At 62.4% G+C, this 12,388-nt stretch carries 11 protein-coding genes and 1 riboswitch; of the genes, 6 read left to right on the top strand and 5 right to left on the bottom strand.

Features of this window, described 5'->3' with window-relative positions; genetic code table 11:
- The first annotated feature begins 11 nt into the window (after positions 1-11).
- A complete protein-coding gene (locus V8J83_RS13695) occupies positions 12-491 on the top strand; it encodes a pyridoxamine 5'-phosphate oxidase family protein (RefSeq protein ID WP_339986968.1) in 480 nt (159 codons plus the stop codon).
- A 71-nt stretch (positions 492-562) separates the two neighbouring features.
- Positions 563-1,084: a hypothetical protein gene (locus V8J83_RS13690; protein WP_339986967.1), complete on the top strand. Its 522-nt coding sequence runs from the start codon at positions 563-565 to the stop codon at positions 1,082-1,084.
- A 22-nt stretch (positions 1,085-1,106) separates the two neighbouring features.
- Here the strand turns inward: V8J83_RS13690 and V8J83_RS13685 are convergent, their stop codons facing one another.
- From V8J83_RS13685 to V8J83_RS13670, 4 genes are all read right to left on the bottom strand, one after another.
- Entirely contained in the window at positions 1,107-1,577 is a 471-nt protein-coding gene (locus V8J83_RS13685; RefSeq protein WP_339986966.1) for a DUF427 domain-containing protein, read from the bottom strand.
- Between the two features lie 105 nt (positions 1,578-1,682).
- Positions 1,683-3,974, bottom strand: coding sequence for a glycosyl hydrolase family 28-related protein (locus V8J83_RS13680; RefSeq protein ID WP_339986965.1), 2,292 nt, complete (start codon positions 3,972-3,974; stop codon positions 1,683-1,685).
- 324 nt (positions 3,975-4,298) lie between these two features.
- Positions 4,299-4,742 carry a DUF4864 domain-containing protein gene (locus V8J83_RS13675; protein WP_339986964.1) on the bottom strand — a complete coding sequence of 148 codons (444 nt, stop codon included), beginning with the start codon at positions 4,740-4,742 and terminating at the stop codon, positions 4,299-4,301.
- Positions 4,743-4,808: 66 nt separating this feature from the next.
- On the bottom strand, positions 4,809-6,455 hold the full coding sequence (locus tag V8J83_RS13670; protein WP_339986963.1) for a lysine--tRNA ligase: 1,647 nt from the start codon (positions 6,453-6,455) through the stop codon (positions 4,809-4,811).
- A gap of 97 nt (positions 6,456-6,552) precedes the next feature.
- On the opposite strand from V8J83_RS13670, the gene V8J83_RS13665 reads away from it, so the two are divergent.
- A complete protein-coding gene (locus V8J83_RS13665; protein ID WP_339986962.1) occupies positions 6,553-6,969 on the top strand; it encodes a tellurite resistance TerB family protein in 417 nt (138 codons plus the stop codon).
- Positions 6,970-6,993: 24 nt separating this feature from the next.
- Here V8J83_RS13665 and V8J83_RS13660 read toward each other — a convergent pair whose 3' ends face one another.
- The gene (locus V8J83_RS13660; RefSeq protein ID WP_339986960.1) at positions 6,994-7,545 is read right to left on the bottom strand and encodes a gamma-glutamylcyclotransferase family protein; all 552 of its coding nucleotides are present in this window, start codon (positions 7,543-7,545) and stop codon (positions 6,994-6,996) included.
- A 74-nt stretch (positions 7,546-7,619) separates the two neighbouring features.
- A riboswitch (glycine riboswitch) is annotated at positions 7,620-7,721 on the top strand.
- Positions 7,722-7,861: 140 nt separating this feature from the next.
- On the opposite strand from V8J83_RS13660, the gene gcvT reads away from it, so the two are divergent.
- The 3 genes from gcvT (at position 7,862) to gcvP (ending at position 12,297) form a co-directional block, all read left to right on the top strand.
- Positions 7,862-8,971, top strand: a complete 1,110-nt coding sequence (gene gcvT, locus V8J83_RS13655; protein ID WP_439649791.1) for a glycine cleavage system aminomethyltransferase GcvT — start codon at positions 7,862-7,864, stop codon at positions 8,969-8,971.
- A gap of 16 nt (positions 8,972-8,987) precedes the next feature.
- On the top strand, positions 8,988-9,350 hold the full coding sequence (gene gcvH / locus V8J83_RS13650; protein WP_339986957.1) for a glycine cleavage system protein GcvH: 363 nt from the start codon (positions 8,988-8,990) through the stop codon (positions 9,348-9,350).
- 109 nt (positions 9,351-9,459) lie between these two features.
- Positions 9,460-12,297: an aminomethyl-transferring glycine dehydrogenase gene (gcvP, locus tag V8J83_RS13645; protein ID WP_339986956.1), complete on the top strand. Its 2,838-nt coding sequence runs from the start codon at positions 9,460-9,462 to the stop codon at positions 12,295-12,297.
- Positions 12,298-12,388 lie beyond the last annotated feature (91 nt).

Genomic DNA, 12,388 nt, shown 5'->3' with positions numbered 1-12,388 from the left:
AACCTGCGCCTATGTCCGACAAGAAAATTGACCCGATCCGACCCGCCGATGATGACGCCCGCGCACTGGCCCGCGGCCTGATTGCACAGGCCCGGTTTGCGGCCCTCGCCGTGATCGACCCGGACACGCAAACCCCGATGGTCACGCGCATCGCCTTGGTGCCGGGGCACGACGGCGTGCCATTGACCCTGATTTCGACTCTATCGTCGCACACAGCCGCGCTTGATGCCTGCGCGACCTGTTCGCTTCTGATCGGAGAGCCGGGGCCGAAAGGCGATCCGCTGACCCATCCGCGCCTGAGCTTGCAGGCGACGGCTGAAGTGGCCGACAAGGCTGGCTTGAAGGCGCATTACCTGTCGCTCTATCCCAAGGCGCAGCTGTACTACGATTTCGGCGATTTTCGCCTGTTTCGATTCTCGCCCCTGGGCGGTCTTTTGAACGGTGGCTTCGGCAAAGCCTTTCGCATCACGCCCGACGATATTGTGGCCTGACGGACTCAGGTCGCAGCGCAGCGTGTCAAACCGCGTAGGCAGATCGCGATTTCCGTGCCATTCTGCACCCCATGAGTGAGATGCGTATTGATCCAAACCTCGTTGGTATCTGGCTCTTGCCCGGCCAGCCGCAGACCTACGAGATCACCGAAACCGGCGATTACCTGATTGGTGAGCCGGAGGAACCGTTGCAATTCGAGGATGGCAGCCGGTCGATGACCTGGGGCGCACGCAGGTTCCGACGCGCCGACAAATACGGTATCGGCCTGATCGGCACTTGGATCGAAGAGGGCACGGGAGACGCCTGGGACTTTGCCGACGGGCAGGCATTAACCATTCTGACGGCACAGGAAACGCTGATCACCGGCGTATGGGCCTTGCGGGATCAGGGGCGCTGCTTGTGGCATTGTGAAAAGCGCGCCACCGTGCAGACCGATGGCGCACATCTGGAATTCCGGTTTCTTGCGGGCGATACGGCGCGCTATGGCTACACCGTCACGGGCGATGTCTTGAGCCTGCTGGATCCGGCAAGCTGGACGGAATTGACCCGTTACGTCAGTTCTTCGCTGTATCTCGAAACCGTCGCCAGCTAGGTCGCAATCCCCCACGCGCCCCCTACCAATGCAACGTGCCCACCGCACCCTTGATGCGCCCGGTCAGGTTCGGCGTCACCCATCCGCCATAGAAATCCCCAGGCTGCGGCTGCACCTTGATCGCGCCGACGAAGGCCTCGTCCAGCGATGTCGCATAGAAGGCCAGGTGGTCACGGATCGCCTCGAACCGAGCCGTCGGGGCCGGATAGGACCAGGCGGCATGGGTCGAACGCCGACCGTTGACCACCAGATCGTAGTAAACCGCCCGCCCCTTCCATTCGCAAAACGTTTCGCGTGCGGCGGGGACCAGCGCCGACATCACGACGTCGCCCGGCGGGATGTAATATGTGGGCGCATGATGCGTCTCCAACACGCGGAACGCGGCCTCGCTGTCGGCGACGGGCAGGTCCGCGAAAACGGCGCGCAACCGCTGCGACACGGGCTCAAGCGCGGGTGGACGCGGATAGGACTGGACATCTTCGACAGGCAGCATGGTGTTCCCTTTTGATCGCGACGTAGCCCGCACGCGCCACAAGGAAAAGCCCCCGAACCAGTGACATCTGGTCCGGGGGCAATCGGCCTAAAGCGGCAGGCGCACCTAGTTATCGCAACGCGCCGTCACCATCACCGCCCCGCGCACGGGCTGCGACCACCCGATGTTGAGGCTGGTGCCACCGATCCCCTGCAACCCTTCGGTCCAGGGGGCCTCGAACTGCATCACGTTGGCGGCGTTGCGGATCGGACCGTCGGGCAGCACCGAAAGCCCATATTTCACCGGCGCGCCGAACGGGGTGTAATCCGACATATCCACGACCCAGGTTTGCGCCGCGGTGTTTTCGGTCGCCCGGATATAGCAGGGGTTTTCCGTCCGCTTCGCGATGCCGTGAAACGTGTTGCCGTCAAACTGCAAATCGCCCGTGCGGTCGAGATCGAGCGTCGCGATGGAATCGTCCACGCCCTCGACCTGCTCCAATTGTGCGCCGCTCGTCTTCTTGAACAGGTTGCCGGTGATCGAGAGGCCGTTGATGAAATGATCGTCCCCGTAGGGCTTGATCGAAATGAACCGCATCCAGGGCGCGGTGTTGGTGGCAAAGAAAATGTTGCCCTGCACCGACAGCCCGTGGAACGACAAACCGCCCGTGAAATCCGGCTCGGGATCCTTTTCGTTCGTCCATTCGATATAGCAATTGTCGACGTAATTGCCGTGCAACGTCATCTTCGCGTTGGCGTCGGAAATCACCAACCCGGGCGAGCGTACGCCTTCGACGATGCTGTCGCCCTGGAAGAAGTGGTTGCCGGTGACGATGTTGCCCGGCCCGCAAATCACCCCGAAATGCAGGAACTTGTTGGCCCGGTTGTCGCGGATCTTGCAGTCCGACGAATTGACGTTGAAACAGATCGACTTTCGGTCCGGCACATTGAGCGATTGCTCGTTTGACAGAAACTGACAGCGGTCAATCTGCATCCCCTGACAGCCTTCGTCGGCGGACGTGATCCCCCGGTCTTTCGGGCCGGTGAAGAAGCAATCCTGGATCTGGAACACCAGCCCATCCAGCGGCAACATCAGCGCCGAGCATTGCCCCCCACACAGGAATTCCACATCCGAGACGATGAAGCGCTGCAGGTTCAGCCAGCCCATGAAATCCAGCATGTACTTGAATTTCGTGAAGGTGTAGGTCTGGTTCGACGGCGCGGCACACAACGGCGCCGACAGCGTCACCTTGCTTTGCGCGGCATTCTTGGCGCTGACGTAGATCTCACGGCCGACGCCCTGCGGCGCGGTCACAAGGGCACCGACGGGGATCGCGTCCACATTCGACATCCCCGTGATCTCGCGCGGGTTCGAGGCCACCCATGCGCCATCGCGCGTTGTCACCTCGTCGTCCCAATTGGTCGAGGATGCGGCAGCAAACTGCCCGTTCCGCAGGACGCGACGGTTGGCATATGTGTTGCGGTTGCCAACCACCGCCTGGACGTCCAGCGGCTCGTCCAGAACGATACGCCGCCCACACAGATCGAAGGCTTCGAACTCGGATTGGTTGAAGAGCTGTTGAAGGCCCTTCTTGAGGCCAAGCACCTCATCCCCGAAGCATTCCGCGTAGCCATCGAGATCAAAATTCTGATCCAACGCGACGCGGACATTGTCCGGGGTAACGATGCGCCCTTCGAACCGCGCGGGGTTGGTGAAGGTGACGTTCGAGCCCACGAAGAAATCGCCCGCGGGCACCAGAACTTCGCGCCCGTTGGCGGCCGCGTCGGCGGCGGCAATCGCCGCTCTGGCATCGGTGACGCCATCGCCCACCGCGCCGAAGTCACGGATATCGACCCAATCCATCAGCTTGCGATGGAAAACGGACGTGATGTCTTCGACGGTGATGCTTTCGATACGCACTTGCCCGCCGTTCGCCCCGGTCAGGTCCAGGCCGACATGGGCGTAGGTCGGGTCGGTGCCCCAAACCATATCCACGCCACCCCGGTCGCCGGTGCCGATGATCGCCGAGACGGTCACGACCGAGCCGTAGGACGTCAGGCTGACCGATGGGCCAAACTCATCCAGGCCCGACACATGGGCGTTTGAGGCATTGCCCGGCCAAGCGCCGATCCGCACGTCGGCCAAGTTGCCCGACAGCGCCTTCACCCGCGCCGAGATGCGCAAATACGTGCCCGGCAGGATCGGCGTCTGTGCCATGGACCGAAGGCGCGTTGTCGCCTCGGCCTTGAGGATTTCAAGGCAATCGCCAAAGTCGGCATCCGCCGCCACAAGGGCCGCGTTCGGCGCGCTCGCCCATGTGTCGCTGCCCGGTGTGCCATCTTGGCGCGACCAGGCGTCAAGCCCGTCAGAGAAAGCCGGTGGCATCAGGAGAAGGCCGTCGGTGATCACCTGGTTCATGTCATACCCCTTCGTTCGCGCGGGTCCGGCGTGTCGCTGGATCGCGTCGCGTGTCATGCGTCGACCGAACAAGGGAAACCGAGGCGCCCTGAACGGTCACCTCGGTTGTGTTTGCAATGTCTGTAAACGGCCCGGGACCGGCTGACTGGGGCAGCCACACGTCCCGGATTGCATCGCCATGATTAAGCCCGAAGAGTTAACCAAAGGTTAATGCGACCCGAAGAATTCTCCCGGCTTGGTGCGGTATGGCGCCTAGGGACCCGATATTTGCAAAGGCCAAAGGCCGCGCAGCAGCCCCCGCAATGGCCCCCGCATTGGCCCGTCTCACGCCCCAAGTATCGGCGCCTCCAGAAGCTGCACCCCGTTGATCCGCCAGCCATTTTCCGTCTCGACCATGGCGTAGCCAAGGTAATGCAGCGTGCCGTTCTGGTCGATCACTTCGACCCGTTGCACGATCAATCCGCCGAAAGCCTGCAGGTCGATGAAATTCACCTCTCCGGGGTTCCAGACCATCGGATAGCCCTGCTGCACCATGCTGCCGAACCGTTCGGGACTGCCGAAGAGGCCCTGAATGTTGGGGCTCGCGAATTCCCAGGCTTCCAGCACGTCATCGGCGCGGAACGCATCGAATTGGCCCCCGATCACCGCTTCGATGTCCGGGTTGGGGGGCAGCAGTTCCTGCGCGTGCACAGGGCGAGGCGCGGCAAGTAAGGCGACAAGCGCGAGGCTCATCGCAAGGAAAACCGATGCGGCGACGGCACGGATCATGGGGCGACTCCTTCAGGGCATTTGATCACTCATGCCCTTAGGCACGTAGCCCGCACCGGAAAAGTTTCAGCCCAAAAGTCGACCAGCCAACCCGTCCTCGAGCAGCGCCTTGGTCTCTTCGATGCCATACAGTGCAATGAACCCGCCGAACCGGGGCCCCTGACTTGCCCCCAGCAGCACCTCATAAAGGCCCGAGAACCAGGCCCGCAGCGGGTCAAACCCATGCGTCTTGCCGATGGCAAACACGATGCTCTGCAGGAACTCGTCGTCGTGCCAATTCACTTCGGGCAGGGGCATGTCCTTGCCTTCCTGCGCGTTCTTCCGGGCGATGACGTCCAGCGCCTTGTCCGCATCGCCAAGGCAGGCCACCAGTTCTTCCATCGCGCCGCGTTCCTGATCGGTCGCGGCCCGGAACACCCGGGTCGGCTTGACGAAATCGTTGTAATACCGGATCGCAAATCCCGCCGCCTGGTCCAGATCGGGGTTCGCATCGGGGCTCGCATCGGGCGCGTAGCGGTTGATGAACCCCCACAATTTCGCCTTTTCCTCGGCGCCGGACACGCTCACCAAATTCAACAGCATGGCAAACGGCACCACCATCGTGGAGGCAGGTACATTGTGTCCGTGGATGTGGAACACCGGGTTCGCCAGACGCGCGGCGGCGTCCTGATCCGCATAGGCGCGCAGTTGTTGATGGTATTCATCGACGGCCTTCGGGATCACATCGAAGTACAGTCGTTTGGCCGTCTTCGGCTTGCCGAACATGAAATACGACAAGCTCTCGGTCGAGGCATAGGTCAACCATTCATCAATGCTGATGCCGTTTCCCGAAGACTTCGAAATCTTCTGCCCGGTCTCATCAAGGAACAGCTCGTAATTATATGTCACCGGTGCGGGCGTGCCGAGGATCTCGCAGATCCGGCTATAAATCGGCGTGTTCGTCGAATGATCCTTGCCATACATCTCGAAATCGACCCCAAGCGCGGCCCACCGGGCGCCGAAATCGGGCTTCCACTGCAATTTCACGTTGCCGCCCGTCACCGGGACCGTCCATTCGCGGCCCTCTTCATCGTCAAAGGTGATCGTGCAATCGGAGGCGTTCACGGATTTCATCGGCACATAAAGCACCCGCCCCGTCTCGGGATGCAGCGGAAGGAAAATCGAATAGGTCTGCTGCCGTTCCTCGCGCAGGGACTTCAGCATCACCTTCATGATGTCGTCATACCGCTCGACCGCGCGCTTGAGGGTTTCGTCGAATTGCCCGGTCTTGTAGAACTCCGTCGCCGAGATGAACTCGTACTCGAACCCGAACGTATCCAGAAACCGACGCAGCATCGCGTTGTTGTGCGCGCCAAAGCTGTCATGCGTCCCGAACGGATCGGGCACAGAGGTTAGTGGTTTTTGCAAATGCTCGGCCAACGCGTCCCGGTTCGGCACGTTGCCCGGCACCTTCCGCATTCCGTCCATGTCGTCGGAAAAGCAGATCAGCTTGGTGGGGATGTCCGAAATCACTTCGAACGCGCGGCGCACCATCGTTGTGCGCAACACCTCGCCAAAGGTCCCGATATGCGGCAGGCCCGAGGGGCCATAACCGGTCTCGAACAACACGTAGCCCTTCTCCGGCGGACCCGCCTTGTAACGATCCAGCACGCGCCGCGCCTCTTCAAAGGCCCAGGCCTTGGAATTCATCGCCACGTCCCGCAAATCGCTCATGTCTTTTGTCCTGATACCGGTGGGTTGCGAGGCACCTATTGTTTACCGCCGGTGGCGTCAATAAATGTTGGCTACGGCAAGCAACGGAGCACGACCCATGACAGATCATCCCTTCACGCCCGAAGATTCGCTGGTGGCCGTCATGGTTGGCATTTCGGTGTCTGACGAAACGATCCGCACGTCCGAGCTTCTGTCGATCGAACAGATCGTGAATTTCCTACCGGTGTTCGGAAATTACGATGCCGACCGGATGCGCCGCATCGCCAATGTCGTGTTTGAGCTGTTCGAAGATGAAGACGGTCTCGATGCGCTGTTTGGATTGGTCAAAGAAGACCTGCCCGAGACGCTTTTCGAGACCGCCTATGCACTGGCGTGTGACGTGGCCGCCGCAGATGGCGCGATTGCACAAGCCGAATTGCGCTTCCTCGAAGAATTGCGCCATGTGCTCAACATCGACCGCCTGCATGCCGCCGCCATTGAACGCGGCGCGCGGGCGCGGCATATGACGCTCTGAACCGCGCGTGCCGCGGCGGGTGCCTCAGGCGACTGTCCGCACCACCCGGCGCAGGTTTTCATCCACAAACGCGCGTTCCTCGGAACTTACCATTGTTGCGCGTGGGTAGATCGGGGCGGCGCGGTCATCAAGCACCGGCAAATGCCATCCAGCCGTGGTGTCGAAAAACGCGCACGCGCCCGCTTCGCCGAATTCCGTCAGATACCCCTGAATGACCGTATCCAGGTAGCTCAGAAGGATCGGATGCGCGCCGGGATCCCGATGCACCGGCTCCACCGCATAGATCTGAATCTGCGCCGTAGGGATCAGCCCGTGGTCGCTGGCCGTGACCGGATGCCGCTCGTAGGCGCGCTCACGTTCATCCAGCGCGCCCCAATCCGCACCGGGCACGGCGGCGACCAGACCCGCGATTTCACCGGTCGAATCGGGCACCGCCGTCAGGAAGGCCACCTGGCGCAGGGAGGTGCCCTGCCACGCCCGCCGCCACCCCTGTACACGGGCGCGGCGTGCGTCGGGAAAGTTATGGGTTTGACGGTTCACAAGGCTGCCGTAGCCAAAGAAATAAGGATCGCTCATGGCGCAGCAATGGGGCAATTCAAATACCCTATCAAGCCCTCTTGATCCGCCATTGCGCGCCTGTATGCTTGCGCATGCAACCACAGGGAGACATGCGGGAACGCCGATGGCGCCCCCGTGGGCCGAAGGAGCAACCGCCCCGGTAATCTCTCAGGCAAAAGGACCTGCGGCTGCGCGCAGATACTCTGGAGAGTGAGGGTGACAGCCCCTCCGCCGAAGGGATAACGATCTCAGGCCAAAGGACAGAGGGGGCGTCGTTTCACACCGTTTTCGGTGTGCAAGTGATGCCGGGGTTTCGTCCCGGAGAAGGGATATGATGGACGGGGTTTCCAATCCGAAGGCTTTGCCACTGGCCGCTTTGCATGCGGAATTGGGGGCGAAATTCGTGCCCTTCGCAGGTTGGTCGATGCCGGTTCAATATGGGCTTGGCGTGATGGGGGAACACAATTGGACCCGCGCCCATGCGGGTCTGTTCGATGTTTCGCATATGGGCCAGGTCTTGCTGCCGGGGGATGCGGATGCCGCGCTGGAAGCGCTGGTGCCCGTCGATGTTCTGGGTTTGGCCGAAGGGCGGCAACGCTACGGCTTTTTCACCAATGATACGGGCGGCGTGTTGGATGATCTGATGATCGCACGTGCGCCGGACGGGCTGTTCCTCGTGGTAAATGCCGCCTGTCGTGACGCGGACATCTCGCATCTGCGCGCCCATGTCGAGGGCGTGCACGTGGTGACAAACCGCGCCTTGCTGGCCTTGCAGGGCCCGGAGGCCGAGGCCGTGCTTGCGGCGCTCATCCCCGATGCCGCGGCGATGCGGTTCATGGACAGCCAGCGCCACGGTTGGGCGGGGGCGGAACTTTGGATCAGCCGCTCGGGCTATACCGGCGAGGACGGGTTCGAGATTTCGCTTCCCGAGGCCGCCGCCGACGCCTTCGCGCGTGCCGTGCTCGCCGACGACCGGGTCGAACCCATCGGCCTTGGCGCCCGCGACAGCCTGCGCCTTGAGGCCGGGTTACCGCTTTACGGGCAGGAAATGACACCCGACATCAGCCCTGTGGAGGCCGGACAGGCCTGGGCCATCGGCAAGGTGCGCCGCGATGGCGGTGATCGTGCGGGCGGCTTTCCCGGTGCGGAAGAGATCCTCGGCCACATCGCCAACGGCGCGCCACGCCGCCGCGTCGGCCTGCGCCCCGAAGGCCGCGCCCCGATGCGCGCAGGCGTTGAGGTTTTCACCTCCGAAGATGCGCACACCCCGATCGGCACCGTCACATCCGGTGGCTTCGGTCCATCGGTCGGCGGCCCCGTCGCGCTCGCGCTGATCGACGCGGCCACGCCGCCCGACGCCCGGCTTTTCGGCGAGGTGCGCGGCAAACGCCTTGCCGTCACCCAAACGCCCCTTCCCTTCACGCCCCACGACTACAATCGCTAAACGACGGAGATCACCCATGAAATTCACCGAAGACCACGAATGGCTTGTCGCCGATGGCGATGTTATCACGGTCGGCATCACCCAACATGCATCTGAGCAACTGGGCGACGTCGTGTTCGTGGAACTGCCCGAATTGGAAACCCAGGTCGCAAAAGGCGACGAGATCGTCGTGATCGAATCCGTCAAAGCAGCCTCCGACATCACCGCGCCGCTCGATGGGGAGATCGTCGAGGTCAACGAGGCGCTCGTCAACAAGCCCGCCCTGGTGAACGAAGATCCGACCGGCGACGCGTGGTTCTTCAAGATCAAGGTCGAAGACCCGACCTCAATCGACGATTTCCTGACCGAGGATGAGTACAAAGATCACATCGGGGAGTAAGCCATCGGCACGGGATTGGGGGGCGCCGCCCCCCGTCCTGACGGACTCCCCCCGAGGTATTTCCGACCAATGGAAGACAGGGGTGAACGACCCCCAGCGAGGAGCGATCATGCCCTGGACGACCACCGACTACGACCCGACCGATTTTGCCAACCGCCGCCATATCGGCCCCTCGCCCGCAGAGATGGAAGAGATGTTGCAAGCGGTCGGCGCAGCCAGTCTCGAGGCCCTGATCGACGACACGCTGCCGGCCTCGATCCGGCAGGATCGCCCGCTCGATTGGCCCGCTCTGTCGGAGGCCGAATTGCTCGACCATATGCGGGGGCTCGCCGCCAAGAACAAACCGATGACCTCCATGATCGGCCAGGGCTATTACAACACCCACACGCCGCCGGCGATCCAGCGCAACGTGTTGGAAAACCCCGCCTGGTACACCGCCTACACCCCCTACCAGCCCGAGATTGCGCAGGGGCGGCTCGAGGCCTTGCTCAATTTCCAGACCATGGTGGCGGACCTCACCGGCCTGCCGGTGGCCAATGCCTCCCTGCTCGATGAAGCGACCGCTGCGGCGGAGGCGATGGTGATGGCGCGTCGTGTCGCCAAATCCAAGGCCAACGGCTTCTTCGTCGATGAAACCTGCCACCCGCAAACCATCGCCGTGATCGAGACGCGCGCCGCGCCGCTTGGCATCAATGTGATCACCGGCCCCGCCGATGCCCTGCAACCGGACCGGGTCTTCGGCGCGATCTTTCAGTATCCCGGCACCTTCGGCGCGCTCAACGACCCCAGCGCTTCCATCGCGGCCCTGCATGATGCAAAGGCCCTCGCGATCCTCGCCACCGACCTGCTTGCGCTCACGCTTGTGAAGGAACCCGGCGCGATGGATGCCGACATCGCCATCGGCTCGGCGCAACGGTTCGGCGTGCCGCTTGGCTACGGCGGGCCACATGCGGCCTTCATGGCCTGCCGCGACGCCTACAAACGCTCCATGCCCGGCCGGATTGTCGGGGTCAGCGTCGACAGCCACGGCCACAAGGCGTTCCGCCTGTCGCTGCAAACCCGCGAGCAGCACATTCGCCGCGAGAAGGCGACCTCCAACGTCTGCACCGCGCAGGCGCTTTTGGCCGTTATGGCCAGCTTTTACGCCGTTTTCCACGGCCCCAATGGCCTGCGCGCGATAGCCGAACGGGTGCACCTGCGTGCCAATCGCCTGGCCGCATCCCTTACCACGGGTGGCTTTCCGCCAGAGGCCGACCATTTCTTCGACACGCTCACCGTACCTGTCGGCGACAAACAAAGCCGCATCATGGCCGCCGCCGTCGCGCGTGGCATCAACCTGCGCGATGTGGGCAGCGACCGCATCGGGATCAGCGTGGATGAAACAACCACCGATGTGCAGATCGAGGCCGTCTGCCGCGCCTTTGGCGTCCTTGTCGCCCCGGCCACCAAGACCCCCGCGATCCCCGACGCGCTGTTGCGAACGTCGGATTACCTGACCCACCCGATCTTTCACATGAACCGCGCCGAGTCCGAGATGATGCGCTATATGCGCCGCCTGTCGGACCGTGACCTTGCCCTCGACCGCGCGATGATCCCGCTTGGGTCGTGCACCATGAAGCTGAACGCCGCCGTCGAGATGATGCCGATCACATGGCCCGAATTCGGCGGTCTGCACCCCTTCGCGCCCGCCGATCAGGCCGAAGGTTATGCCAACATGCTCGAAGACCTTTCGGCGAAGCTTTGCGACATCACCGGCTATGATTCCATGTCGATGCAGCCCAATTCCGGTGCGCAGGGCGAATATGCGGGGCTTCTGACCATCGCCGCCTATCACCGCGCGAACGGCGAAGAGCACCGAAACATTTGCCTCATCCCGCTCAGCGCCCATGGCACCAATCCCGCCTCCGCTCAGATGGCGGGGATGCAGGTCGTCGTCGTGAAGGCCGCCGACAACGGGGATATCGACCTTGAAGATTTCCGCGCCAAAGCCGAAGCGGCGGGCGATGCCCTTGCCGCCTGCATGATCACCTATCCCTCCACCCATGGCGTTTTCGAAGAAACGGTGCGCGAGGTCTGCGATATCACCCATGAGTTTGGCGGGCAGGTTTACCTTGATGGCGCCAATCTCAACGCAATGGTTGGCCTGTCGAAACCGGGCGATCTGGGCGCGGATGTCAGCCATTTGAACCTGCACAAGACCTTCTGCATCCCCCATGGCGGCGGCGGTCCCGGCATGGGGCCCATCGGCGTGAAGGCGCATCTCGCGCCGCATTTGCCCGGCCATCCCGAAAGCGGCGGGCGTGAAGGCCCTGTTTCCGCCGCGCCCTATGGGTCTGCGTCGATCCTGCCGATTTCCTATGCTTACGTGCATCTGATGGGCGGCGAGGGCCTGACCCAGGCCACCAAAGTTGCGATCCTGAACGGCAATTACATCGCCAAACGGCTGGAGGCGGATTACGATGTTTTGTTCAAAGGGCGAACGGGCCGCGTCGCGCACGAATGCATCCTTGATACCCGCCCCTTCGCCGGGGCCGGTATTACCGTCGATGATATCGCCAAACGTTTGATGGATCACGGTTTCCACGCCCCAACGATGAGCTGGCCTGTGGCGGGCACGCTGATGGTCGAGCCGACGGAAAGTGAAACCAAGGCCGAACTGGATCGTTTCATCACCGCGATGCAGGCGATCCGTTCCGAGATTGCCGAGGTAGAGGCCGGAGAGATGTCGGCCGAGGCCAGCCCCCTGCACCACGCGCCTCATACGATGGAAGATCTGATCCGCGATTGGGACCGCGCCTATTCCCGCGAACAAGGCTGTTTCCCACCGGGCGCGTTCCGGGTCGACAAGTATTGGCCTCCGGTCAACCGCGTGGACAATGTCGCAGGCGACCGAAACCTCGTGTGTACCTGCCCGCCGGTGGAGGAATACCTCGACGCGGCAGAGTAAGCGCATCGCAGGAAAATGTGGCCAATCGTGGTTAGCCAAATGCAAACAAGATCATCTTTTTCGTTAGAAAGCAGCCGCTTAACCTAGGGTT

The organism is Gymnodinialimonas ulvae (assembly GCF_037543845.1).
Taxonomy (GTDB): domain Bacteria; phylum Pseudomonadota; class Alphaproteobacteria; order Rhodobacterales; family Rhodobacteraceae; genus Gymnodinialimonas; species Gymnodinialimonas ulvae.
This window is presented reverse-complemented; position numbering and strand designations above follow the sequence as displayed.

Bases quoted from the DNA above. Each gene is read 5' to 3' on its own strand.
- V8J83_RS13665 (WP_339986962.1), top strand. From the start codon at position 6,553: ATGACAGATCATCCCTTCACGCCCGAAGATTCGCTGGTGGCCGTCATG.
- V8J83_RS13660 (WP_339986960.1), bottom strand. From the start codon at position 7,545: ATGAGCGATCCTTATTTCTTTGGCTACGGCAGCCTTGTGAACCGTCAA.
- gcvP (WP_339986956.1), top strand. From the start codon at position 9,460: ATGCCCTGGACGACCACCGACTACGACCCGACCGATTTTGCCAACCGC.
- V8J83_RS13685 (WP_339986966.1), bottom strand. From the start codon at position 1,577: ATGCTGCCTGTCGAAGATGTCCAGTCCTATCCGCGTCCACCCGCGCTT.
- V8J83_RS13680 (WP_339986965.1), bottom strand. From the start codon at position 3,974: ATGAACCAGGTGATCACCGACGGCCTTCTCCTGATGCCACCGGCTTTC.
- V8J83_RS13675 (WP_339986964.1), bottom strand. From the start codon at position 4,742: ATGATCCGTGCCGTCGCCGCATCGGTTTTCCTTGCGATGAGCCTCGCG.
- V8J83_RS13690 (WP_339986967.1), top strand. From the start codon at position 563: ATGAGTGAGATGCGTATTGATCCAAACCTCGTTGGTATCTGGCTCTTG.
- gcvH (WP_339986957.1), top strand. From the start codon at position 8,988: ATGAAATTCACCGAAGACCACGAATGGCTTGTCGCCGATGGCGATGTT.
- V8J83_RS13670 (WP_339986963.1), bottom strand. From the start codon at position 6,455: ATGAGCGATTTGCGGGACGTGGCGATGAATTCCAAGGCCTGGGCCTTT.
- V8J83_RS13695 (WP_339986968.1), top strand. From the start codon at position 12: ATGTCCGACAAGAAAATTGACCCGATCCGACCCGCCGATGATGACGCC.
- gcvT (WP_439649791.1), top strand. From the start codon at position 7,862: ATGGACGGGGTTTCCAATCCGAAGGCTTTGCCACTGGCCGCTTTGCAT.